This is a genomic window from Bacillus sp. DHT2 (genome assembly GCF_026241455.1).
GTDB lineage: Bacteria > Bacillota > Bacilli > Bacillales > Bacillaceae_G > Bacillus_A > Bacillus_A pseudomycoides.
This window is the reverse complement of sequence record NZ_JAPHWH010000001.1, coordinates 834,818-857,992: the sequence shown is the minus strand read 5'-3', so window position 1 is coordinate 857,992 and position 23,175 is coordinate 834,818. Positions and strand designations below refer to the sequence as shown.

The 23,175-nt window shown below is 34.6% G+C and carries 23 protein-coding genes, 1 pseudogene, 1 riboswitch and 2 other annotated features; of the genes and pseudogenes, 18 read left to right on the top strand and 6 right to left on the bottom strand.

The window, feature by feature from the left end; all coding sequences use genetic code 11:
• The first annotated feature begins 1 nt into the window (after position 1).
• The 3 genes from ORL93_RS04730 (at position 2) to ORL93_RS04720 (ending at position 3,044) form a co-directional block, all read left to right on the top strand.
• Positions 2 to 1,456 carry an MDR family MFS transporter gene (locus ORL93_RS04730; protein WP_097795282.1) on the top strand — a complete coding sequence of 485 codons (1,455 nt, stop codon included), beginning with the start codon at positions 2 to 4 and terminating at the stop codon, positions 1,454 to 1,456.
• 161 nt (positions 1,457 to 1,617) lie between these two features.
• Entirely contained in the window at positions 1,618 to 2,382 is a 765-nt protein-coding gene (locus ORL93_RS04725) for a 4'-phosphopantetheinyl transferase family protein (protein ID WP_033797011.1), read from the top strand.
• A 113-nt stretch (positions 2,383 to 2,495) separates the two neighbouring features.
• Complete coding sequence (locus tag ORL93_RS04720; RefSeq protein WP_097795281.1) at positions 2,496 to 3,044, top strand: cold-shock protein; 549 nt, start codon at positions 2,496 to 2,498, stop codon at positions 3,042 to 3,044.
• A 33-nt stretch (positions 3,045 to 3,077) separates the two neighbouring features.
• Here ORL93_RS04720 and ORL93_RS04715 read toward each other — a convergent pair whose 3' ends face one another.
• The gene (locus ORL93_RS04715) at positions 3,078 to 3,350 is read right to left on the bottom strand and encodes an HU family DNA-binding protein (RefSeq protein ID WP_097795280.1); all 273 of its coding nucleotides are present in this window, start codon (positions 3,348 to 3,350) and stop codon (positions 3,078 to 3,080) included.
• 238 nt (positions 3,351 to 3,588) lie between these two features.
• Here ORL93_RS04715 and ORL93_RS04710 point away from each other — a divergent pair, with 238 nt between their 5' ends.
• From ORL93_RS04710 to ORL93_RS04700, 3 genes are read left to right on the top strand one after another with little or no spacing between them, the layout of a single operon-like run.
• Positions 3,589 to 4,353 (top strand): DUF3891 family protein, encoded by a 765-nt coding sequence (locus ORL93_RS04710; RefSeq protein WP_003197634.1) that lies wholly within the window; start codon positions 3,589 to 3,591, stop codon positions 4,351 to 4,353.
• A gap of 39 nt (positions 4,354 to 4,392) precedes the next feature.
• Entirely contained in the window at positions 4,393 to 4,905 is a 513-nt protein-coding gene (locus tag ORL93_RS04705) for a DinB family protein (protein ID WP_003207154.1), read from the top strand.
• A 57-nt stretch (positions 4,906 to 4,962) separates the two neighbouring features.
• A complete protein-coding gene (locus tag ORL93_RS04700) occupies positions 4,963 to 5,910 on the top strand; it encodes an MBL fold metallo-hydrolase (RefSeq protein ID WP_097795279.1) in 948 nt (315 codons plus the stop codon).
• A 74-nt stretch (positions 5,911 to 5,984) separates the two neighbouring features.
• Here the strand turns inward: ORL93_RS04700 and ORL93_RS04695 are convergent, their stop codons facing one another.
• Both ORL93_RS04695 and ORL93_RS04690 read right to left on the bottom strand, forming a co-directional pair.
• On the bottom strand, positions 5,985 to 7,352 hold the full coding sequence (locus ORL93_RS04695) for an alanine/glycine:cation symporter family protein (RefSeq protein WP_098161701.1): 1,368 nt from the start codon (positions 7,350 to 7,352) through the stop codon (positions 5,985 to 5,987).
• A gap of 106 nt (positions 7,353 to 7,458) precedes the next feature.
• Positions 7,459 to 7,581: riboswitch (glycine riboswitch) on the bottom strand.
• Positions 7,582 to 7,851: 270 nt separating this feature from the next.
• Positions 7,852 to 8,436 (bottom strand): hypothetical protein, encoded by a 585-nt coding sequence (locus ORL93_RS04690; protein ID WP_097795277.1) that lies wholly within the window; start codon positions 8,434 to 8,436, stop codon positions 7,852 to 7,854.
• 199 nt (positions 8,437 to 8,635) lie between these two features.
• On the opposite strand from ORL93_RS04690, the gene ORL93_RS04685 reads away from it, so the two are divergent.
• Positions 8,636 to 8,944 (top strand): hypothetical protein, encoded by a 309-nt coding sequence (locus ORL93_RS04685; protein WP_097795276.1) that lies wholly within the window; start codon positions 8,636 to 8,638, stop codon positions 8,942 to 8,944.
• Between the two features lie 64 nt (positions 8,945 to 9,008).
• Here ORL93_RS04685 and ORL93_RS04680 read toward each other — a convergent pair whose 3' ends face one another.
• Positions 9,009 to 9,791, bottom strand: coding sequence for a hypothetical protein (locus ORL93_RS04680; RefSeq protein WP_097795275.1), 783 nt, complete (start codon positions 9,789 to 9,791; stop codon positions 9,009 to 9,011).
• Positions 9,792 to 9,933: 142 nt separating this feature from the next.
• On the opposite strand from ORL93_RS04680, the gene ORL93_RS04675 reads away from it, so the two are divergent.
• The 7 genes and pseudogenes from ORL93_RS04675 to ORL93_RS31230 all read left to right on the top strand — a co-directional run.
• Positions 9,934 to 10,761, top strand: a complete 828-nt coding sequence (locus ORL93_RS04675; protein WP_097795274.1) for a nucleotidyltransferase — start codon at positions 9,934 to 9,936, stop codon at positions 10,759 to 10,761.
• Positions 10,762 to 10,862: 101 nt separating this feature from the next.
• Positions 10,863 to 11,483: a DUF4937 domain-containing protein gene (locus tag ORL93_RS04670; RefSeq protein WP_097795273.1), complete on the top strand. Its 621-nt coding sequence runs from the start codon at positions 10,863 to 10,865 to the stop codon at positions 11,481 to 11,483.
• Positions 11,484 to 11,765: 282 nt separating this feature from the next.
• Positions 11,766 to 12,473, top strand: a complete 708-nt coding sequence (gene rluF / locus ORL93_RS04665) for a 23S rRNA pseudouridine(2604) synthase RluF (RefSeq protein ID WP_141556356.1) — start codon at positions 11,766 to 11,768, stop codon at positions 12,471 to 12,473.
• 258 nt (positions 12,474 to 12,731) lie between these two features.
• Positions 12,732 to 12,959, top strand: a binding site (T-box leader).
• A gap of 36 nt (positions 12,960 to 12,995) precedes the next feature.
• Positions 12,996 to 13,223 (top strand) — a binding site (T-box leader).
• Positions 13,224 to 13,269: 46 nt separating this feature from the next.
• The gene (thrS, locus tag ORL93_RS04660) at positions 13,270 to 15,195 is read left to right on the top strand and encodes a threonine--tRNA ligase (protein WP_265958708.1); all 1,926 of its coding nucleotides are present in this window, start codon (positions 13,270 to 13,272) and stop codon (positions 15,193 to 15,195) included.
• Between the two features lie 548 nt (positions 15,196 to 15,743).
• Entirely contained in the window at positions 15,744 to 16,511 is a 768-nt protein-coding gene (locus ORL93_RS04655) for an ABC transporter ATP-binding protein (protein WP_029426823.1), read from the top strand.
• Positions 16,512 to 16,522: 11 nt separating this feature from the next.
• Entirely contained in the window at positions 16,523 to 18,403 is a 1,881-nt protein-coding gene (locus ORL93_RS04650; RefSeq protein WP_265958707.1) for an ABC transporter permease, read from the top strand.
• A gap of 273 nt (positions 18,404 to 18,676) precedes the next feature.
• Positions 18,677 to 18,751: pseudogene (locus ORL93_RS31230) on the top strand (IS6 family transposase); the annotation flags it as partial.
• Positions 18,752 to 18,907: 156 nt separating this feature from the next.
• Here the strand turns inward: ORL93_RS31230 and ORL93_RS04645 are convergent.
• On the bottom strand, positions 18,908 to 19,270 hold the full coding sequence (locus ORL93_RS04645) for a MerR family transcriptional regulator (protein WP_018780406.1): 363 nt from the start codon (positions 19,268 to 19,270) through the stop codon (positions 18,908 to 18,910).
• A 113-nt stretch (positions 19,271 to 19,383) separates the two neighbouring features.
• Here ORL93_RS04645 and ORL93_RS04640 point away from each other — a divergent pair, with 113 nt between their 5' ends.
• From ORL93_RS04640 to ORL93_RS04630, 3 genes are all read left to right on the top strand, one after another.
• Entirely contained in the window at positions 19,384 to 20,145 is a 762-nt protein-coding gene (locus ORL93_RS04640) for an SDR family NAD(P)-dependent oxidoreductase (RefSeq protein ID WP_097795268.1), read from the top strand.
• A 461-nt stretch (positions 20,146 to 20,606) separates the two neighbouring features.
• On the top strand, positions 20,607 to 20,891 hold the full coding sequence (locus tag ORL93_RS04635; RefSeq protein WP_003197665.1) for a hypothetical protein: 285 nt from the start codon (positions 20,607 to 20,609) through the stop codon (positions 20,889 to 20,891).
• Positions 20,892 to 21,341: 450 nt separating this feature from the next.
• The gene (locus ORL93_RS04630; protein ID WP_003207157.1) at positions 21,342 to 21,839 is read left to right on the top strand and encodes a DinB family protein; all 498 of its coding nucleotides are present in this window, start codon (positions 21,342 to 21,344) and stop codon (positions 21,837 to 21,839) included.
• 381 nt (positions 21,840 to 22,220) lie between these two features.
• On the opposite strand, the gene ORL93_RS04625 is transcribed toward ORL93_RS04630, so the two are convergent.
• Entirely contained in the window at positions 22,221 to 22,517 is a 297-nt protein-coding gene (locus tag ORL93_RS04625; RefSeq protein WP_265958705.1) for a hypothetical protein, read from the bottom strand.
• Between the two features lie 427 nt (positions 22,518 to 22,944).
• Here ORL93_RS04625 and ORL93_RS04620 point away from each other — a divergent pair, with 427 nt between their 5' ends.
• Positions 22,945 to 23,079, top strand: coding sequence for a hypothetical protein (locus ORL93_RS04620; RefSeq protein ID WP_006096861.1), 135 nt, complete (start codon positions 22,945 to 22,947; stop codon positions 23,077 to 23,079).
• Positions 23,080 to 23,175: the final 96 nt, after the last annotated feature.

Sequence of the window (23,175 nt, the reverse complement as noted above, 5' to 3'; positions counted from 1 at the left end):
AATGAATTTGAAGCTGAATCCGAAAATTGTTGTTAGTGTTGTATATGTAACGGCTATGTTTATGGCTGCTATGGATGCAACGATTGTAAATGTAGCTCTGCAAACGATTAGTCATGAACTACAAGTTCCACCTTCAGCAATGGGGACAGTCAATGTTGGATATTTAGTAAGTTTGGCTGTGTTTTTACCTATTTCTGGGTGGCTTGGAGATCGGTTTGGTACAAAGCGAGTATTCCTAATCGCTCTTTCTGTATTTACAGCTGCTTCCGCGCTATGCGGAATTGCTGATAATATTACTGCCTTAAATATATTCCGTATCATACAAGGTGCTGGCGGAGGATTATTGGCGCCAGTAGGAATGGCAATGTTATTTCGAACATTTTCACCACAAGAAAGACTGAAGATTTCTAGGTTCATCGTCTTGCCTATTGCTGTTGCGCCTGCAATAGGACCAATTGTTAGCGGGTTCTTTGTGGATCATATGTCTTGGCGCTGGGCATTTTATATTAATTTACCGTTTGGAATAGTAGCTTTACTAATTGGTGCGTTATTTTTAGTAGAGCATATTGAAAAAACTGCTGGGCGGTTAGATTTACCTGGTTTTATGCTTTCCGCACCAGGATTTGCAATGTTGATATATGCAATGAGTCAAGGGCCATCAAAAGGATGGGGTTCCTCAGAAATAATAGGGACAGGATTAGGTGGACTTTTGCTTATTATTCTCTTTGTATTTGTTGAACTTCGTGTGAAGCAGCCGATGCTAGACTTATGTTTGCTGCAAGATCGTTTATTTCGGAATATGAGTCTCATTTCGTTATTTTCGGCTGCTGGATTACTGGGCATGTTATTTATATTCCCACTTATGTATCAAAATGTATTACATGCGTCGGCACTAGAAACAGGTCTTACAACATTTCCAGAAGCAATCGGGTTAATGATTGCTTCGCAAATTGTGCCTTTGTCTTACAAAAGACTTGGGCCACGTAAGTTGATTTCTACCGGTTTGCTATGTGCAGCGATTATATTTGTTGTTTTAAGCTTCGTGAATCAGGAAACAAACCCTTGGCTGGTCCGTATTCTATTGTTTGGCATAGGATTTTTCCTAGGTCATTCTGTAGGAGCTGTACAATTTTCAGCTTTTAATAATATTCATCCGTCTTCAATGGGGAGGGCGACAACTATTTTTAATGTGCAAAATCGATTAGGTTCTGCCATCGGTGTTGCGATTCTTGCAAGTCTGTTAGCTGCTTTTGGAAATAAAAGTGTAGGTGAAGCGGGAAATGAGAGTGCTAGTATTGTAGCGTATCAAATGGCCCTGCTTGGTGCAGCTGTATTCCTATTCGTAGCATTATTATTTGCATTACGTATTCGTGATACGGATGCAATAGCTACATCAAAGAAAAAAACGGCAGTCCAATCAAATGAGGCTCATTCAAAAGCAGTTGCAGGTGAATAATGGAGTGAAAAATCTAGGTAGGATTCTCTATTACAATAGTAATAATGAAAAATTAGGATGGGATACTCCCCGTATACTAGTGGAGATATTTGTTGAAGGCTGGAATAGATTCCATACTTTTCTTAGTATGGGATATTGAATATGAAAAGGGGAGAATTTTTATGAAAGATTGGGAGATTGTAGATTCAGTACCAGAGCTAAGAAGTCATCACTGTCAAGTATGGTGGGCGCAAATTTCAGATTTGCAATGTTGGCACTATAATTTACTAAATGAAATCGAGCGTGAGAAAGCAAATTTGTTCCATCATTCCGAGGACCGAGCAAGATTTATGCTTGGATGTGCAATTAGTCGATTGGTACTGGGAAAACAACTCACAATGTCCCCGCTTCAAGTACCAATTGATCGAACCTGTTCAGTTTGTAAGCTAGCCCATGGACGCCCACAATTACCTGTAGGCATGCCACAGCTATCTGTATCACATTCAGGAGAACGAGTTGCTGTCGCGTTTACAACATCTACACCTATTGGTATAGATGTAGAACAAATAAATTCTAATATTGATGTACTTAAAATGGCAGTAGGAGTATTAACAGATATAGAAATTGCTCAGTTAATGCAACTGCCAGTTGAAAGGCGAATTGAAGGGTTTTTAACATATTGGACGCGGAAGGAAGCTATACTTAAGGCTACTGGAGAAGGCTTAATGATATCACCTTCTAATCTGACTGTATCAACTCCAGATCATTTACCGGAACTACTTGTTTTTCAAGATAAGCCACAGCTTGTTGAGATTACAACTTTGATGAATTTGCAACCTGGCTCAGACTATGTTGCTTCAATAGCTTTATTAAACAAAGATGTAACAGAAATGAGGCAATTTGATGCCGGAAAGCTTTTGCAGAGTAGTAGACTTCTCCCTCATTAATGAATAGTAATACTTTAATTGACGAAGGTGTGTACGAATAATACAGATACCTAGAGTGAAAATGCTCGCTTGAGTGCCTGCTAGATTATATAAATATAGAAGAGGTGTTAGTCATGTTAGTAGTGGAAAATAGAAAAAGAGAATTGGCTGATGCTACAGTAGTTAAAATGGTTAAAGATTTATTGTTTTCTAAAGAGACGTCATCTATTACGTCTTTAGAAAATATTGTGAAAGATATAGTTCAGTTCAATGTTGTGGAACAAGAAATGTTAGATAGGGAATATATTCCAAAAGAAACGAAAAGCTTTTTTGATAAAAATGGAACATTTCTTTACCGAGTTTCATCCATTAGTTACAAAGGAAAGGTGTTATCTGAAAATCTAATTTTTACTGATACCTCACTATTACCAAGTGAAATTGTGAAAGAGTTAGAAGACGGAAACGTTCCTATTGAAAACCTAGTTGAGCAAATGGAAGTAAGAAAAAACATGCTATATCAAGGATATCAGCCTTCTGGAAATATTATTGAACTGTTTGATGGCTGCTTATTACAATCTAGTATATACCCTACGAGAAAATATCAAATCGTAAGCAACTGTAGATGCTTATTTTATATTTGTGAAGTATATCATGAGGATAATATATATGCGGTCATGAAATAAAACAATAAACCAGCCTAATTGGCTGGTTTATTGTTATTTTACAGCTTCTTTTAATTCTTTTCCGGCTTTAAAGGCAGGAACTTTACCAGCTGCAATTTGAATTTCCTCACCTGTTTGTGGGTTTCGGCCAGTACGTGCAGCTCTTTCCCGTACTTCGAATGTGCCAAAACCAATAAGTTGCACTTTGTCACCAGCTTGTAAAGCATTCGCAATTGTATCAAATACAGATTGGACAGCTGCTGAAGCTTCCTTTTGGGAGATATCGGCAGTTTGGGCTACATTTTTAATTAATTCAGTTTTGTTCATTTTTTTCACCTCATATTAATTTTTTGTCTAAGTCTATTTTTGGAATGAGTGATATGATAGAGAAATTTTTGTTAATGTAAAATATTGATAGGATTGCATTGTTATCTTAATTTCGGTGAAAGAGGCGGAATCCCTGCAAAGTATAAAGGAATTTATTTGAATTGTTTCTTGAAAAAAGAGGATATATATAGATTATAGTACAATCGATATATAAAATAGAAGTAAGGAGGATTCTATAATGATTATTCGCACAAAGCTAGAAGAATTAATAGTAATTCGGCAGCATGATCATGGTTTTTTGGCAGGAGAATTTGCAAAAAAATTTAGAAAAGATGTATTTGAAGATAAAACATATTTAAAAGAGTGTATTGATGCGATTTATGAACATGATAGGGGATGGATTGGCTTAGATACAACGCCAATTTGGAATGATGCTAAAAATTCACCTTATACGTTTATGGATTGTCCAAGTTCATTGAGATTTGTTTTTTATACATTAGGGTTGAATGAGATTGAACATACAAATCCTTATGGTGCTATACTTTGTAGTAAACATTTCATATCATTTCCTCTTAATCAAGAAGACGATGAAATGATAAAGTTTTATAAACAGGAATTGGATCGTCAAAAGAAATTTTTGAAAACGTTAACAACAGAGCAGTATGATATGTTCGATATACACTATAAACTTTTAAAGTTTTGTGATGAGCTATCGTTATATGCTTGTATGAATGAACCTGGTGTAAAGAAAGAAAAAGAAATTGATTTATTTAAAGAGGGATTTGAAGGAACTGAAACTTTTAATAAGAACACAAATGAACGATTAAAGGCAGAGTGGTTAGATAAAGAAACGATTCGTATTATACCGTTCCCTTTTGAAGGCGAGTTTAAAACGTATGTAAAATATAAATCTGTGCTAACGAATAGAATAGAGGAGATTGGTATTGTTAAGGCGGATAAGGAGGTAGAATCCCAGAAATTAGATTTATATTTTGTGAGGTAAGAATGTAGTTACGTGAAAATAAGGAAAGGAGAATAGAATATGAAACAATATATGATAAAACAATTTGATTATCATACATGGGCAAATAAAAGAATACTTGAGCATTTAAGGGAGCTCCCTAAAGAGGTGTATTATCAAGAAGTTCAAAGTGTATTTCCTTCTATAGAAAAGGTACTGATTCATATTTATGTAGTGGATTGTGTATGGTTACATGTTTTAAATGGTAAAAGTATGGCTGAAGCGTTACAGGTAGGAAAGGAGTTACAAGAGCAAGTCGAAAACAAAACAATGGATGAATTGAAAAATCTGTTCCACAAAGTAACGCAGCAGTATAAAGTGTTTTTGGATAAACAAAAGGATATGAATCAGGTAATTCTACTTGATAATCCATACGCTGGAAGATTAAAAACCTCTGTATCTGAATTAGTGCAGCATGTTGTAAATCATGGAACATATCATAGAGGAAATATAACAGCTATGTTGCGGCAACTAGGTTATCCATCTACTATGACGGACTTTGTATTTTATTTACATGCAGAACAAAAATCTTAATGGAGAAAATGATAGCTTAGTATTCAAATACACTGAGAATAGAAGGAGAGGAAAGAAATGTATAAAGAATGTAGTAGCGAACATTTTACGATTGAGAAATTAAATGATGGTATTTACGCGGCAATTGCAAAAGAAGGAGGAGGCTCCTTAGCCAATGCCGGTTTTGTTGATATAGGAGATCAAACGATTATTTTTGATACGTTTAACACACAACAAGCAGCTGCAGATTTAAAAGAGCTAGCAGAAAAAATAACAGGTCACTCTATATCATGGGTTATTAACAGTCATTGGCATGGAGACCATATTCGTGGAAATCAAGTTTTTAAAAATTGTAATATCATATCTAGTCATAAAACATACGAGCAAATGGCAGAAATTCATCCTTCCAAAATTGATAAACAGAAACAAGACATAGAAGGTTTACATACATATATACAATCCCTACAAGATCAATTCACTCAAACAAATGATGAAAGCTTACGAAAACAGATTTCATTCTTAAATCAGTTAGCGATTTCATTACCTACACTGCGACTTGTATTACCTCAATATTCTTTCCAAAATGAATTTACTATACATGGTTCGAAGAGAACTGCAAAATTGATTACGTTAGGTGGAGGCCATTCCGTTTGTGATACGATTCTTTACCTACCTAAAGAGAAGGTTTGTTTTATGGGTGATTTGTTATTTGTGAAATCACATCCTACTTTTTTTGAAGAATCTAATCTTCAAGAATGGAAGCATATGTTAGAAATGATTGAGGAATTTGAAATTGATAAAGCAGTACCAGGACATGGCCCTGTAGGTGTAAAAACAGACTTGAGAAAAGTAATAGAATACATTGAAGAATTAACAGTTTTAGTTAGAGAGAATACAAGTATTGATGAGGTCAAATGTCCGAGTGCATATATAAATTGGCATGCTCCTGAAGTTTTCACATCAAACTTAAAGCATGTAAAGAAAGTAATGGAATTATCAATTTTACAAAGTAATAGTACGACATAAAGAAATTATATAAGAGTGATACAAGCAAAGGGCACACCATTTCCGTATGGGATACCCTTTGCTTAAAAAATGTATTAACTTGCAATTTTTTTATTTGAGTTTTTTAATTTCTCAGCTTGTAAGAATCGATTTGTTTCTGCTACCACAACACTGCTTAATCCAATTAACCCAATTAAGTTTGGAATTGCCATAAGTCCGTTTGCGATATCAGCAAACGTCCATACGATTCCGAGTTTTAAATTGGCACCAATTGCGATCATCACAATGAAGATGGCTTTATAATATTGTACGGCACCTTGTCCAAATAAATAAGCTACGCATTTTTCACCATAATAAGACCATCCTAAAATAGTGGAGTAGGCGAATAGAATGATTGCAATACCAAGAATCATGCTACCAGTATGGCCAAATACAGATTGGAAAGCGAGCGTTGTTGCTCCAACACCAGTTTTTCCAGATTTCCAGGCACCTGTTGTAATTAATACTAAACCAGTAATTGTACAAACAATAAATGTATCGAGGAAAGTTCCTGTCATCGACACAAGCGCTTGTTTGGCAGGTGAATCTGTTTTTGCAGCAGCAGCAGCAATTGGAGCGCTTCCTAAGCCTGCTTCATTGGCAAATACTCCGCGTGCCATCCCAATTTGAATAGCGGAAGCAACCGTTGCACCGATAAAACCACCAGCCGCTGCAGTACCTTGAAATGCACCAGAAAAAATAAGTGAAAATGCTTCTGGGACTTGATCAAAGTGATAAAAAATAATAATGAGACCAGAAATTACATAAAAGAAAGCTTTAAGTGGAACGAAAAATCCAGTGACTTTCCCGATTTTTTTTACGCCACCTAAAATAACAATCGCAATTAAGAAAGCCATTAATATACCAGTTAAAGCAGGGGGAAACGAAAAGTTTATTCTCATAGCTTCTGCAACGGAATTCGATTGCACCATATTTCCGATTCCAAAAGAAGCGGTTGTTCCGAAAATGGCAAATAAAATAGCAAGCCATTTTTTCCCTAAACCACGTTCTAAGTAATACATTGGACCACCGGAATATTCGCCGTTTTCATTACTTACACGATATTTTACCGCGAGGATTGCTTCTGCATATTTCGTGGCCATACCGAACAAGGCAGTGATCCACATCCAAAATATTGCCCCTGGCCCACCGATTGTAACAGCTGTTGCGACACCGGCTATATTTCCCATCCCAATAGTTGCGGCCATTGCGGTCATTAGTGCTTGGAAATGACTAATATCTCCTGAAGAAGATATGTCTTCTGATTTTCGAAATGCTAGTTTGTGAGCGTATAATAGTCTACTAAACTGTAAACCTTTTAGGCGCACTGTGAGAATGATTCCAGTTCCGACTAGAAGGAATAAGGTCGGTAATCCCCATACGTAGTGATTGATTTGTTCTAATACTTTACTTACTGTCTCCATCTTTATTCTCCTTTTAGAAAAAATAAAAAACCACTTCACATAAATGAAATGGTCTCTGGAGAAACAAGGAATAGAAAAATAAACCGATACAAATCGGCGTTTTCTTTCGCTTGTCTCTGTCCTTTTACCTGAGAGATTATCCGCTAATATAAGCGGATTTGCTCCTTCGGTGCCCTGTTTCCTCTGCACTATATGATAGGCGAGAGGGAGTCTCTCCAGAGATTCGTCCCCATGCAGTTCTACTTGTAACCAAGACCTGAGAGTTTCAAAGTTGAATCATCAACTTTTTGCCCCGTCGGTAGATCAATTGATCTTCTCCTGAATGGTTCATCCGAATTATGTGATTAAAAACTTAATTATATTGATATGAAATGATTTTTACATAATCAATAAACAACATTATAGGTTCCTTATAAATGAATTGCAATTATTTTTTATTGGAAGATACTTTTGAACAAAAATTTTATCTCTTGAAATGGAAGGGGATGATGTCGTCAATTTATTTTTTTATTATCCCTAATATACCTTCTAGTTCAGCTAACGTAGATAAAGCCATGACAATGTTTTGATCAGCAAGACCTAAAGATTGCGTAGCATTTTCTAGACTATCTTTTAAAGCTTTCTCATTGTTTAAGCCTTGCGTAACAGATAATGCGGCATTTTCCATACAATTTGAAGCGGCTATAAACGCGGTTTTAAAATGATTTATTTTCTGCTTCAGTGCAGGGTCTTTCATTTTTTCTTCAGCTTTAAATATCTCCGTGTTTTTAGAAATCTCGTTGAATTGGTTTGCTATATGATTCATTTTATCCAGTAATTCAGTTGTATTTATGTTACCTGATTTTGAATTTAGTTCAGTCCATGTTGGTAACCATTCCTGTTCTACAATATTATCGTACTTTGTAGTGAGTGAATCGATTTGAGATTTTAATTCTTGTTGATAGATTTTTTTATCGACAGGCTCATTCGTAACTTGTGTTTTTATTTCCTTCATGAAGTTCAAAAAAATAGTAAGTCCAAGGCTAGTAAGTATCAGTATGCTAAAAAGCCAAAACCACCACTTTTTATGGAATGATTTCTTCATCTAGTAATACCTCCTAATATGCAAAAAAACGAGATGTAATTAACTTATCATAACAAGTTATGCATTAAAATTATGTTGTATTTTGTCGAAAAAAAGAAGAGATTTTTTTAGAAGAACATAAAAAATTAGTGGGATTACATAATTGAAATTGGTAAAATACCAGGGGTTGTAAAATGGAAAGTGTGGGGAAGAAGTATTTATGGAGAAAAAGAAGAGGGAAAACCACTGGAATATTATTATATGGATAGTTCTATGCGGATTAGGATGCTTAATATTTATGACGAAAGAATCAAAGATTAAAGACTTTCCAGTTCCTATGTCAGCTATTCATATTGAAGATGGCAATCAAGCAGATTATAAATATATAAGTCTAATGCCTATATTAAAAGCAAAGGGATGGGAAAACCTTGGAGAAGATGGGCATACTGTAGTATTTCAAAAAGGAGATAGGAAGGTAATTGTATTACATTATCCAGGGGAAAATATGTATTACTTGTTTGAAGAGTAGATTAAGATATCAGGGGAATAGGACATAAACAGGATGATTACTTTGTTTGTGTCCTATTTATTATTTAAGATAACAATCCGAGTTCCTTTGCATGTAGTGGGGAAAGACTTAATTTCTGAACGAAAAATGCATGAAGTGAGATTTGTTCTTTGATTTCAACCCATTCGTGATAACAGGAAAATAATGCTTGAATATCATTATTAAAATATTGTTCTACTAGTATACGAATCAATTTCGTACTTCGCCAATAATCATAAAAAGCTCCCGCATATGATCCACTTTCCGCAGACTTACCGAACTCATTTAAAGGGTAATTACTAAATTCAGCTTGATATATGCTAATTAATTCATCTTCTACCTGCATAATTGCTTTAAATTGTTCATGTGACATCATTAGTTTTCTTGGTAAATAAAAGTATACGCCTTCTTCAAACCACATCGATTCTTCATCAATTTCATCAAAATCACTATGGAATTCTTCAGCGTGATGTACAAATTCATGTGCAGCAATAGTTGCGATGTCGAGTATAGTAAGTTGCTTATAATATTGCTGAGCTTTTTCAAGTTCTTTTCCGTCAGTTACTGATAAGTAGATATTTTTCCATACATCAATAAGTGGTGTAATATGAATCAAATCACGTGAAGTATAAGCTGGCATAAGGATATTTGAATAAACTTGTGTTGCAGATTCTAAATCGTGAAATACGATTCCTTTTGGTGGTGAGAGGATTGTAACCTTTTCTTGCAATAAGGGTATGAAGCTTTGTAATTCGTTTAGTAGTTTCAAACCTTCTGCTTCAATCTTTTGAATATGAGTTGAATCAGTTACTGAGAATGCGGGTTTCATTGTCAACATACTCCTTTTATTGGATTATTTAGTAAATGCATTATAATCATGCTACGATAAGGTGTATTTTTGTTTTTATTCTTAATTTTTTGATTTATAATTAATTTGTATATAACACTTTATATAGAAATGAGCTGATTGATTGTCAATTATTAAGAAAATAGGTCGGTTTTGTCCTGTAGATGACAAAGGATACATTATTAATGATTCACATATGAATAATATTCAACCAGTCTTTCTCAAAGTTATACAAGAAGTACAGGATATATGTTTTCATATGCTGCAGGATGACCTCCATAGCATTTACATTAGAGGGTCTGTTCCAAGAGGGATTGGAATAGAGGGGATTGCAGATATAGATACAATTATATTAGTTCGAAAAGATCCGAAGGCACTAGACTTGGAATGGATCGAAAGTATAGAACAACAAGTGCTCCAAAAATTTGATTGTATATCTGGGGTGGAATTAAGTTTTTATGATGTTGAAGAAGTGTTACATTCCAGTCGTTTGTCGTTTATAAGTTTTATGATTCAAACACATGGAGTATGTATACTCGGTGAAGATATAAGGTCACAGCTACCTAAATATAAAGTAAGTCAAGAATTAGCTCGTGAACATCTTATACATTTACAGCCACAAATCGAACAAGCATGTGAAGAGTTAATTCATAATAAAGGTAGGGATGATATAACCGACTGTTGTCGCTGGATTATGAAGATAGTAGTTAGAGCGGGATTAGCATTAACAATTGATAAAGAAGGGCTTTATTCTAGGGATCTTTATCCAGCGTATGAGTTATTTAGTAAGCATTTTCCAGAGCAAGAACAAAATATGAGGAAAGCGCTACAATATGCAGTTAATCCTATAGAGGACATAATAGAAATTTTAGCGTTTTTAGATAATTTTGGAGGTTGGATATTAATAGAAGCGGATCAATATTTAAATAATAGCGAATTGAATAGATTGTAATTTTATTATGTAAACAAAAGTGTTTGCTTTTTTAAATAGTGGGTGAAGGAATAGCAATCATTGCAAAAGGAATACAGAATGTATAATAAAGGGGGATCTATATGTTATTAAAAACGATATTTTGTCAGGTAGAAAAAGAGAAAAAGGGTTTGTTTTCAGAGGCACAAGAGAAATGGAGAGGTTTACAAAAGCTAGAGGGATTTTATGGACAATTCGGAGGCTGGGATGAAGATGAAGCTTGTGTATTTTCTGTTTGGGAAAGTATGAGTACGTATCAAGCATTCATGAATGGAGTACACGATACAATTTTTTTAAATAGTAATCAAGAGGATACATATGTTTCATGTGAAATAGAGAAATTTCAAACGTTATATGACATAACAAGTATTCCTTTTATGGATGCAATTGCTAAAGGTTCATTTGTAAGAATCGCAATTTGTGATGTGAAGAGTGGAAATGAGCAACATTTTTTACATGTACAAGAAACGATTTGGAATAAAGGGATGGAACATGTAGAAGGAATGTTAGGTGGCGTTGTAGGAAGATCGATTACAAACTCAAATCGTTATGTAGTTCTATCTTATTGGCAAGATGAAATGGCACATCAACGTTATGCGAAAGAAATTTTCCCGGAGCTATATAAGTTAGCTAATGTAAAAGAGTATGTTGAAAATATAAATGGAAAGCAGGTTGCGTGTATAAAAGAATGGTCTGTATATTAATTATAAAAAAAGTGAATAAATGGTGTATATCTAGGATGAATGATTTTAGTAGTTATAGTTGTATGAATTATTAGTTTAAAAGTAGAAGGCATGCAGCGAATGTATTATTGGTATGTAGTTCAATAAGACGAACTCTTTTCTTTTAAACATGAAAATTATAGAAGACGTCAGATACCCTTTCGTGTTAATATATTTAAGTTATATTAGGAGGCTTACCCTTTTGTTATTGTACGGTAGAAGCAGTGTGAGCTTGAAATTTTTAGAAAAAAGGATGTGCCTAACTTGCGTATAAATAAATTTATTAGTGAATCTGGAAAAGCATCTAGACGCGGAGCAGATAAGTTAATTAATGAAAGAAGAGTAATTATTAACGGAAAGGTTGCAAAAATAGGTGACCAAGTACAACCAGGTGATGACGTGCGAGTAAATGGAGAGCAGCTTCGAATTGCTCGAGACCATGTGTATATCGCTTTAAATAAACCAGTAGGTATTACATGTACAAGTGAAAAGGCAGTTAAAGGTAACATTATCGATTTAGTGAATCATCCTTTACGAATTAATCACGTTGGACGTCTTGATAAAGATTCAGACGGTTTAATTTTGTTAACGAATGATGGCGATATTATTAATGAAATTTTACGTGCTGAAAATAAACATGAAAAAGAATATATTGTTTCAGTAGATAAACCGATTACGCCTGAATTTTTAAAAGAAATGGAAGCGGGTGTTAAAATTTTAGGAACAAAAACACTTCCTTGTGAAATAACACAGTTATCAAAATATGAATTCCAAATTATTTTAACACAAGGATTGAATCGCCAAATTCGTCGTATGTGTGAAGCTTTAGGTTATCAAGTATACACATTAAAACGTACGCGAATTATGAATATCCAGTTGAATAATTTACCAGTTGGGCAGTGGAGAGATTTAACGAAGAAAGAGAAAAAAAGATTATTCGCAGACTTAAACTACGAACCACAAGATTGGTAAAAAAGAGAGGGTAACCCGAAACAGTGAATTGTTTTGGTTTATTCTCTCTTTTTTTATCCCGCATTAACGGGCAGTAAGACCCCCACCTCAAGATTCAGAGAAAAACGAGGAAGATTGTTTGGGAATCAACTGCCCGTAAAAGCCCCCACTGATTAAAGTTTCACTTTATGTTTGGAAATCTTTTTTTATTTTTATTTTTAAAACACTTGCCAAAATAAATGGAATAGGATATATTAAATAACAATTAATGGATGTATTGTAAAAGCAAAGAAAAGGACACGAGTTATTTTTAACGGTTATACAGAGAGGGAAGGAATGCTGAGAACTTCCTAACGCAGTGAAATAACTTACCACCTTAGAGCTGCACTAGGGAAAATAAAAGTATCTAGTGCCGTGTAAGCGACGTTACCGCAAAAGAAGCCATTGTATGTTTAATATGATGGGAATCTGGGTGGAACCACGAATATAAGCATATTCGTCCCTATTATTAGGGATGAGTATGCTTTTTTATTTTTAATTTCATAATAAGCGAAGAAAAGGACACGAGTTATTTTTAACGGTTATACAGAGAGGGAAGGAGTGCTGAGAACTTCCTAACGCAGTGAAATAACTTACCACCTTAGAGCTGCACTGGGGAAAATAAAAGTATCTAGTGCCGTGTAAGCGACGTTACCGCAAAAGAAGCCGTTGTATGTTTAGTATGATGGGAATCTGGGTGGAACCACGGGTAAAAGCACGCTCGTCCCTATTATTAGGGATGAGTGTGCTTTTTTATTTATGAAATGGAGCGATTAAAATGAGAGAACAGATGATTAACATTATTTTTCCAGATGGTAGTGCCAAAGAATATGTAAAAGGAATTACTCTAGAAGAGATTGCAGCCTCAATTAGTTCAAGTTTAAAAAAGAAAGCAGTAGCCGGAAAGGTGAATGGTCAATTATTTGACTTGCGTCGAAATATCGAACAGGATGCAGAAATTCAAATTATAACTATGGATTCAGAGGAAGGAATAGAAGTTGCAAGACATACTTCTGCACATATATTAGCGCAAGCTGCAAAGAGAATATACGGTGATGTAAAACTTGGCGTAGGACCTGTTATAGAAAATGGTTTTTATTATGATATGGATCTTCCAAGTAGTATAGGTATTGAAGACTTACCTAAACTTGAAAAAGAAATGAAGAATATTGTGAATGAAAATTTGAAAATAGAGCGAGTTGAAATCACTCGAAAAGAAGCAGAAAAGCTTTTCCAAGATGTAAATGATCACCTAAAGTTGGAGCTTTTAGAAGCAATCCCTGAAAATGAGATTGTAACAATTTATAAACAAGGAGAATTTGTTGATTTATGTCGTGGTCCACATTTACCGTCAACTGGCTACTTGAAAGCATTTCAATTAACTCACGTTTCCGGTGCATATTGGCGCGGGGATAGTAATAATCAAGTGCTTCAGCGTATATATGGCGTTGCGTTTTCTTCTCAAAAAGAATTAGAAAACTATTTGCATTTTGTAGAAGAAGCAGCAAAGAGAAACCATCGTAAGTTAGGAAATGAACTTGAATTATTTATGTTCTCGGAAGAAGCACCAGGAATGCCTTTTTATTTACCGAAAGGACAAATCGTTCGAAATGAATTAGAGTCTTTTTTAAGAGAAATACAACAAAACTACGATTACCAAGAAGTCCGTACTCCCATTATGATGAATCAGGGGCTATGGGAAGAATCAGGGCACTGGGATCATTATAAAGATAATATGTATTTTTCAGAGGTAGACAACAAAAGCTTTGCATTAAAACCGATGAATTGCCCTGGACACATGCTTATTTTTAAAGATAAGCTACATTCATATCGCGATTTACCAATTCGAATGTGTGAATTTGGTCAAGTGCATCGCCACGAATTCAGCGGTGCATTAAATGGATTATTAAGAGTTCGTACATTTTGTCAGGATGATGCACATTTATTTGTGACACCTGAGCAAATAGAAAGTGAAATAAAGTCAGTGTTAAAACAAATTGACTATGTCTATAGAACATTCGGTTTTGAATATGAAGTGGAGCTTTCAACAAGACCTGAAGATTCAATGGGTGATGATGAGCTATGGAACCAAGCTGAATTGTCTCTCGAGAATGTGCTGAAATCATTAAATTATAACTATAGAGTGAACGAAGGAGATGGCGCATTTTATGGACCTAAAATTGATTTTCATATTAAAGATGCTTTACAAAGAAGCCATCAATGTGGAACAGTTCAGCTTGATTTCCAAATGCCAGAGAAATTTGACTTGAATTATATTGATGAAAGAAATGAGAAAAGAAGACCGGTTGTTATTCACCGTGCTGTATTAGGCTCTTTTGATCGTTTCCTAGGAATACTAATTGAACATTTCGGAGGGGCATTCCCAACATGGTTGGCTCCGGTTCAAATAAAGGTGATTCCTGTTTCCAATCAAGTACATGAACAATATACAAAGGAAATTGAAGAAAAGTTAAAGAGCGTTGGCCTTCGCGCCGAACGAGATGCTCGTAGTGAAAAACTAGGGTATAAAATACGAGAGGCACAGCTCCAAAAGATACCATACATTCTTGTTATTGGGGATAAAGAAATGGAAAATGGATCTGTAAATGTGCGTAAATATGGTGAAGAAAAATCTGAAGTGGTTTCGCTATCTGCATTTATGGAAAGTATACGGAAGGAAGTTTATAATAAAGGATCTAAGTAATAAATCATAAATCAATCGGGTTGAAACACACTACTTTAAGTAAGTAGTGTGTTTTTTACTATCATAAAGAAATTATTTGAAGTTGTTCGTCGTTAAAAATCATTTTTAACCTGTTTATTTTCTACTTTCCATCCATCATTCTTCTTTTTAATCTCTAAAACTATATTCATTCCACTAGATTCCTTGTAAAGGATATAACCATGGTCTGATTTAATATATGTCGACGGCTCTCCTCTCCATTTTTACTTATTTTAAATTATGTTTGTCTTAATATATTTAGAAGCGCCCGCTTCTCAGCAAAGTGTAGGTGGGGGATTTTAGGTTGTTATTTTTGCCCCTTACAAAAATGTAAGGTGAATGTAAGATAAATCGCAGGAAGATTGTGAGTAAAAGTGAGAATATTAAAAAAGAAAGTAAAGGATATAAGATTTTTTATCAATTTTGTTATAAAAAAATGAAAAATTAAAAAAATCTTAAGAATTTATGTAGGAGAAATCTAAGAAATGTATGACAAAGTAATGATATACAAAAGGGATGGAGTGATAGGAATGGCAACAAATGTAGTGACAGTAGAAAGTGTGGAGAAAACATATGGCAAAAGAAATGAAAGCCAGTCAAAAGCATTAAGAGGGGTATCGCTTACGATACAAGAAGGGGAATTCGTTGGGATTATGGGACCTTCTGGATCTGGAAAAACGACACTACTAAATGTAATTAGTACACTTGATCATGCGACAGGAGGAAGTGTGACGATAGCAGGCACAGATATTACTTCAATGAAGGGGAACGTTTTATCAGATTTCCGTTCTCAAAAACTGGGGTTTATTTTTCAAGATTTTAATTTGCTTGAAAATCTCTCGATCTATGAGAATATTGCTTTGCCACTTTCACTACAAGGAGTGCCTTCAAGTGAGATAAGCGGGAAAGTAAATGAGGTTGCACAGAAATTAGATATTGTTGAAATTTTAACAAAATATCCATCAGCTGTCTCTGGTGGACAAAAACAAAGAACAGCTGCAGCACGAGCTTTAGTACATAATCCGGCCATTGTATTAGCGGATGAACCAACAGGAGCACTTGATAGCAAAAATGCGAAGAGTTTATTAGAAGCGATGCAAGACTTACATGAAAATCATGGAGTAAGTATATTAATGGTAACGCATGATGCATTTAGTGCAAGTTATTGTGAGCGGATTCTATTTATTCAAGATGGGCTACTCTATAAAGAATTGAAACGCCAAGGAACACGAGAGGATTTCTATCAAGATATTTTAGGTGTGCTTGCTCATATGGGCTCAGCGGCTGAATCCAAGTAGGGGGCGAGATCATGTTATTGAAATTATCACGTCATAGTATGAAAAAAATGTTAAAGGACTATCTTGTTTTGCTTGTTGGTCTTGTCATTAGTATAAGTATTTTCTATATGTTTCAAACGATGGCGATTAACAGCCAATTTACAAAAGATAATAGTATGATTAATAGTATTCGCCTTGTATTTTGGGTTGGTGCTGTCTTACTTTCCTTCATTACGGTCTTTTATATCGTATATGCGAATTCCTTTTTACTTACATTGCGCAGGAAAGAGCTTGGTATGTATATGATGCTCGGTGCAAAGAAGAAAAAAGTAGCCCAGTTATTATTTATCGAAACATTCGGTATGGGAATTATCAGCATTATTATTGGGATTATTGTAGGAATATTACTAGCAAGTGCAGCGGGGAATTTTTTAATGAATGGTTTAGAAATTCCGGCGAAAGGCTATGCACCATTTTATATACCTGCAGTTCTTGTTACATGTGGATTCTTCTTGGTCTTATTTATTATTACTGGATTTATCAATAGTATACGGTTATTGCGTCAAACTGAACTTGAGCTACTTCGTGAAGATGAAACACAAGATGCAATAGAAAAGAATAAACGTCGCGTTATCATTTTTACTGTAATGGGAGTGTTACTGTTAGGGACAGGATACTATTCTATACTGCATATAGACAAGTTACGTGAAATAGGATTTATACTAGCAACGGGTGCTACAACGATAGGGACATATTTTATTTTTAGTTCATTGTTACCATTGTTTGTAACAAAGTTAAAAAGCAACAAAAAACGAAATGAAACAGGTTTAAATAGTTTTACATATGCTCAGCTTCGTTTTCGAATAAATAGTTTATCTCGGGTACTTGGGACTGTCGCGATGCTAATTGCACTTGGTGCAGGGGCGATGACAGCTGGAATGGCTTTTCAAAAAAATGTTGGTATTATGACGGATTTTTCTCGAGTCTATGATGCGACAATTCATGATCCGAATGAAAAAGATACAGCGGCATTAAAACAAATGAAAATTGAAGAGCAACGAACTTATAAATATAAAGTGGACGGGGAAGCAGTCTATTATTTACGAGAAGATTTAACTGCAAAGCCACCACTCATTTCTGATCATCAAGATACAAAGAATGTCAAAGAGCCTATACGTAAACGTGTAAAAGAACCATTAACGGAACCGCTTTATACATCTATGGAAGCACCTGAGGCAGCAAGTAAACTTCCACATATGCCAAGTGATTGGAATGATGCAATCATAAGAGAAGTTCAAGTTACACACAATCAATTCAACGGGAAACCTGTTCGAATTGCAGATAAGGACCATTATAAAAACATTCAAGGAACAGAACATAGTGTCACGCTAGTGCAAGTGGATGACTTACAAAAATATAAACCGTTGTTAATAGATCTTGATCAACGACAAAAAGAGTTAGTAGAAAAAGCAAAAGGCGGAAAAGTAGAATTATATACAAAAATGACAACTTACCAATTTATGAATAGTTTCATGAGCGGTACGATGTTTATGGGGTTCTTCCTTGGAGTTGCATTCTTAGCTATGATGGCGAGCTCTCTTATGTTTAAAATTTTAACAGGAGCTTCTCGTGATGTACGTCGCTATGAAATGCTTCGAAAAATTGGAGTACGCCGTAGTATGTTGTCGCGTAGTATCTATAAAGAAATTTCATATCTCTTTATCTTCCCGGCTATCATTGGTATTTCACATATTTTAGTAGGACTTAACTTGTTCCGCCTCTTCTTAGTTGATCCGTTTGTAAAAGTGTGGATGCCAATTGGAATTTTTCTTATTATTTATGTTGTATATTACTGGATAACGGTGCAACTATATAAAGGAATGGTTTTGCCAAAAGAACAAGTTTCAAAGTAATAATGAATGAGATAATTTGCTGGCAGAATGAAAAAACACGCTTACTTTCATTATCAAGACCTAAAAGTTAAAAATCCTCAAAAAATAAAGGTAAGTACATATTAGTTATGTTAAATATGTACTTACCTCTTATTTCTCCTTAAACTAAGGCTCCACATAGGCTTAAATATTTCAATGAGCTTCTAATGGAATATTCCCAATATCCGAAACGGGTTCTGTTGCAAAGTTTTCTAAATGAGATCACACTCTAGAAAAAAAGAGTAAGGAGAAACACAAATGCGAAGTTTTCAAAGAGACTCCGCCTTTTCAACGTACAATGAACTTCAACAATTACTGGCTACTTCCTAAACATTGTTCCTCATTTACCAACCTGTTTATGCTTTTTTCAAACTTTGCAACAGAACCCTCAATTTTTATATTTATTGGACAGATGAGTACTCCAAAATCGATGGATGCTCCTTCTACCCTATGGAGATGTGGTGATTACCCTTATAGAGCCTGCATCTAATCTCGTTTACTGATGAAATCTTTATAAGCGGCAATTTTATATTCAAGCATCTCATCTGCAGCTTTTAATGTTCTGATTTGTTTCTTAATAGCGTCTTTATGTTCTTCTAAAAGGCTTAATCGCTCTAGTGTAGTATGTTCTCCTTCTAAAACTAATGAAGCATACTTTTTTATTTTCGCGATAGGCATTTGTGTTTCTTTTAACTTGATAACAAATTGTAGCCATTTAATATGTGAATCGTTATATCGCCTGTCTCCGCTGGCATCACGAACAGGAGTTATAATTTTTTCCTTTTCGTAATACCGCAATGTATGTGTACTTATCCCTAAAATTTTAGCCACTTCACCAATGGTGTGCATAAGAAACCTCCAGATTAATTTTTTTCTTGACTTAGAGTTAACTCTAATCATTATAATCAACTCATAGTTCGTTCACAATAAAATCAATTGGATAAAATTCAGGAGGGATTTATATGAAATATACAGTTATTACGGGTGCCAGTTCAGGAATTGGGTATGAAACGGCTCTTGCTTTTGCGGCTCGCGGAAAAAACTTAATCATAGCAGCTCGCAGAACGGAGGAATTGGAAAAGCTAAAATCAAAAGTGGCTGACGTTAACGCAGACCTGGATGTTGTCATTCGAACTGTTGATTTATCTGTTACCACAAATGTTTATGCATTCTATGAAAGTCTTCAGGACTATCAGATCGAGACCTGGATCAACAATGCTGGATTTGGAAACTTTGCTTCCGTTGGGGAACAAAATTTAAATAAGATTGGGACGATGCTTCATTTGAATATTGAAGCCTTAACCTTGTTGTCCTCTCTTTATGTGCGTGACTATGCAGATGTTAAAGAAACGCAAATCATCAATATTTCTTCAGGAGGAGGATATCTGATTGTTGCCGATGCTGTGACCTACTGCGCGACAAAGTTCTATGTAAGTGCCTTTACAGAAGGGCTTGCACAAGAATTGAAAGGAAAAGGAGCAGCCATGCAAGCAAAAGTCTTGGCTCCTGCTGCAACAGAGACCGAATTTGCGAAACGCTCCTATGATGTTGATAATTTTGAATATGATGGTATTGTTCCAAAGTTCCATACAGCTGAACAAATGGCCGGTTTCTTACTGGATTTATATGACAGTGAGAAGGTGGTAGGAATTGTGAATGGAGAAACGTATGACTTCGAATTAAGAGATCCGATTTATCCGTATGTGACGCGGACAAGAAACTAGTCTTTTAAAATCCAAACATAACAAAAAGCCGATAGTTCCTTAGCGTATATTTTCGTTAAAATGTGGCGGTAATTCTAGTAAATCTTTTGCATTTACGATAGATATATTAAAAATAATCATTTAGTTTTAACACAATATTATCGTTGGTATCAAGTATATGAAGTTTCGCTTAACAAAGCTCGTCTAGAAAATCAGTTAGACATTTTAGAGGATGAAATTGAAATTTTATCAAGCTGGAACTTCGAAAGGTAAAATTGGTTTAGTAGACAGATTAAAAATGTTTGAAGGATGGAAAAATGCGCATCATGTTGAAAACACATCAATCAGTTGAACGATGAGGTACTTTCATTAGAAGCTAATATTCTTTATCAAAATATACGTCCAGATAATAGTAGATAAAGCTGATTCATTATTCGACAATTCTGAAGCTTCTAGATAACGAATTACCTCTTTTTACAAAAGTGCATTTAGAACCAACAGGTACTGTAGAAAATCCACAATTTAAATCTGCCTATGCAGAAAATAGAGCAAAATCATTTATGCATTACTGGTTATATTTAATGAAAACAGCATCTGTGAACAGTGACAAATTCAAAGAACTATTAGCAGATCAATTTGAGTTAAATTTAAGTACGACTTCTAAAGTTAATACATTAAAAGGGTTTAATGAATGGTTAGCAACCATTTCTAACCAAGTAAAACAAAGCGGACATTATCCGGAAAATTTTCAGTTACAGAAAATGTAAATAACACGATGGATGCTTCTGTAGATTTTGAATGGGAAGGTGTTTCTGCTGAGAATAAGCCAATGATTGCGGAAACACATCATGAATGGGATACTTGAAAATAATTTAGATGAGCGATTTACTCGTATGAAAATGATGAAAGCAATTCAGACAAAGCCATTTCAAACAGTAGAATAATTTAAAATATAGATTTTTTCTTTTATGATAGATAAAAGAAAAAGGCTACAGGCTTGATACGAACAAAAAAAGAAAATTGTACGTTAAGGTACTATGTAAATAAAAATCACCGATTTCCTGTACGTTAAAAAGTCAGTGATTCTTGTTATTTTTTTCTTATTTTGTTTTCTCTTAATGGTCGTAAATCTTCTATAATATATTTAGTGCATATAAAAGAGACGGAACCATAAAATCAGCAAATTAGAAAATAAAACAGGATGGGAGTCGGTTATTATGGAGCAATCAAATAAAGCGTTTAGCGAGGCATTAGTAAAATCGTTAAGAGGAGAACGAGGACATCTTCCTATCAAGAATGCTTTGTCGGATATAGACTTGGCGCTTGCGGGAAAACGCAGAGAGGAACTGCCTTATTCTATTTATCAATTAGTGAAACACATGACATACTGGCAAGATTTTCTCTTATTATCCGCTCAGGGGGAGAAGCCTGCATTGCCTGCCCATGTGAAAGAGAGCTGGCCTGAAGAAGAATGTCCTGGCAGTGAGGAAGAGTGGAAACAAATTATTCATTATTTTCTTCAAGGGATTGAACAGGCATGCACGATTGCCCAAACTGTTCAATTGGACAAACCATTGGAGAAATGGCCTGGTGAAACCCCGGGTGGTGTGCTACGCAATATTGCATCTCACAACTCCTACCATTTAGGAGAAATAGTGCTGATTCGCAGATTATTTAGTGCTTGGCCACCGCCAACAGGCGGATATCCGGTCTAAACAAGGTTATGGGTGGAACCCTTTCCTTTGAATTGATTCAATATAGTTATATTGCGGATATTAAGTGGATTTTGAGGGGAATGGAAAGTTGTAAGAAGAGTTGAACACTATTATGTGAAGAGACACCGCCTGTTAAAACAGGTGGTTTTTTGCTCTCGACCTATATTCTTTTAGGGGTTCTGTTGCAAAGTTTTCTAAATGAGACTACACTCTAGAAAAAAAGAGTAAGGAGAAACACAAATGCGATATTTTAAGTAAGCGTCAAATCGTCCCACATTTTAATATTCAATTAATGATGAGATAATCTCCTCTAAGTATTTATATACTTGAGGAGATTGAACATCTTTTGTAATTTTATTTAAAATCTATTTACGATTAGTCTTAATTCCTATTTCTAGTATAATGAGTTCCTCTTATTACAATAGTATTTGTGTTTTCGTCCTTTCCACGCTTAAGGTTTCTGGTAAGCTTAGCCATAATGAGCTGGGATTCTGCATCATCTGCACCTTCGATTTTATATAAAAATTTCTTTGCATTTTCACCTGAGAGTACTTTTATAAGCTTATCATACCAATAAATAAGCACCTTATCGTCTTTCTTAACATCATATGAAAAAATTATATCGTTAGTTTGATTCTTACCTTTATCGAACATAGCTATTCCATTCCTTTCGACCATAATGACTATTCATACTTTAGTGGGTGGTAAATAACTTTCTATTGTTAGTTTTCATAGTCGTATTCATGATTATATATATTCGTAATATCTAACCAAAAACCTTCACTATTAGACAAAAATTTCACTGTTATATGATTGTTTGGGCAAGAACTTCTTGATATCCTTGTTTTTGGTTAAAAGGTACCCATATCAAGTATCCAACATAATTGTCTTCTAGTTACAGCAAGTGGGGACAGTTTGATGCTTACGTATATACTTATCTAATGTTCCAAATTTGTTATGTTTCATATTTAAAATAGAAAGATAACTTTTCTGGAACCAATCCTAGGAAAAATGAATTTTAAAAATTTCTTTGTTTGATTTACGTTTTTCATTTTGCATATATAAACATAAAGTAAGAGAAATAAATGATTCGGAGGAACTAGATATGGAAAATGAAATTTATGTAAGTGACGTAATTACTACAGATGTGTATGTGTCAAAGTTCTATAATGAAAATAAAAATGAAATCGAACGTTCAAGAGAATCTGTATTAAAATTTACAAAAAGAAATGTAGATTAAGTAAATTTACGGGAGTTTATTAGGCTGACAGGATGCGGATGTCATACAGGTTATCAGTAAATAACAATTTTTAAATTTGATGAGTATGTTGGCTTA

Excerpts from the sequence above, each read along its gene's own strand:
- ORL93_RS04725 (WP_033797011.1), top strand. The coding sequence starts at position 1,618 with ATGAAAGATTGGGAGATTGTAGATTCAGTACCAGAGCTAAGAAGTCAT.
- ORL93_RS04700 (WP_097795279.1), top strand. The coding sequence starts at position 4,963 with ATGTATAAAGAATGTAGTAGCGAACATTTTACGATTGAGAAATTAAAT.
- ORL93_RS04720 (WP_097795281.1), top strand. The coding sequence starts at position 2,496 with ATGTTAGTAGTGGAAAATAGAAAAAGAGAATTGGCTGATGCTACAGTA.
- ORL93_RS04640 (WP_097795268.1), top strand. The coding sequence starts at position 19,384 with ATGAAATATACAGTTATTACGGGTGCCAGTTCAGGAATTGGGTATGAA.
- ORL93_RS04730 (WP_097795282.1), top strand. The coding sequence starts at position 2 with ATGAATTTGAAGCTGAATCCGAAAATTGTTGTTAGTGTTGTATATGTA.
- thrS (WP_265958708.1), top strand. The coding sequence starts at position 13,270 with ATGAGAGAACAGATGATTAACATTATTTTTCCAGATGGTAGTGCCAAA.
- ORL93_RS04715 (WP_097795280.1), bottom strand. The coding sequence starts at position 3,350 with ATGAACAAAACTGAATTAATTAAAAATGTAGCCCAAACTGCCGATATC.
- ORL93_RS04670 (WP_097795273.1), top strand. The coding sequence starts at position 10,863 with ATGTTATTAAAAACGATATTTTGTCAGGTAGAAAAAGAGAAAAAGGGT.
- ORL93_RS04645 (WP_018780406.1), bottom strand. The coding sequence starts at position 19,270 with ATGCACACCATTGGTGAAGTGGCTAAAATTTTAGGGATAAGTACACAT.
- ORL93_RS04705 (WP_003207154.1), top strand. The coding sequence starts at position 4,393 with ATGAAACAATATATGATAAAACAATTTGATTATCATACATGGGCAAAT.
- ORL93_RS04690 (WP_097795277.1), bottom strand. The coding sequence starts at position 8,436 with ATGAAGAAATCATTCCATAAAAAGTGGTGGTTTTGGCTTTTTAGCATA.
- ORL93_RS04695 (WP_098161701.1), bottom strand. The coding sequence starts at position 7,352 with ATGGAGACAGTAAGTAAAGTATTAGAACAAATCAATCACTACGTATGG.
- ORL93_RS04680 (WP_097795275.1), bottom strand. The coding sequence starts at position 9,791 with ATGAAACCCGCATTCTCAGTAACTGATTCAACTCATATTCAAAAGATT.
- ORL93_RS04655 (WP_029426823.1), top strand. The coding sequence starts at position 15,744 with ATGGCAACAAATGTAGTGACAGTAGAAAGTGTGGAGAAAACATATGGC.
- ORL93_RS04625 (WP_265958705.1), bottom strand. The coding sequence starts at position 22,517 with ATGGTCGAAAGGAATGGAATAGCTATGTTCGATAAAGGTAAGAATCAA.
- ORL93_RS04630 (WP_003207157.1), top strand. The coding sequence starts at position 21,342 with ATGGAGCAATCAAATAAAGCGTTTAGCGAGGCATTAGTAAAATCGTTA.
- ORL93_RS04650 (WP_265958707.1), top strand. The coding sequence starts at position 16,523 with ATGTTATTGAAATTATCACGTCATAGTATGAAAAAAATGTTAAAGGAC.
- ORL93_RS04620 (WP_006096861.1), top strand. The coding sequence starts at position 22,945 with ATGGAAAATGAAATTTATGTAAGTGACGTAATTACTACAGATGTGTAT.
- ORL93_RS04710 (WP_003197634.1), top strand. The coding sequence starts at position 3,589 with ATGATTATTCGCACAAAGCTAGAAGAATTAATAGTAATTCGGCAGCAT.
- ORL93_RS04685 (WP_097795276.1), top strand. The coding sequence starts at position 8,636 with ATGGAGAAAAAGAAGAGGGAAAACCACTGGAATATTATTATATGGATA.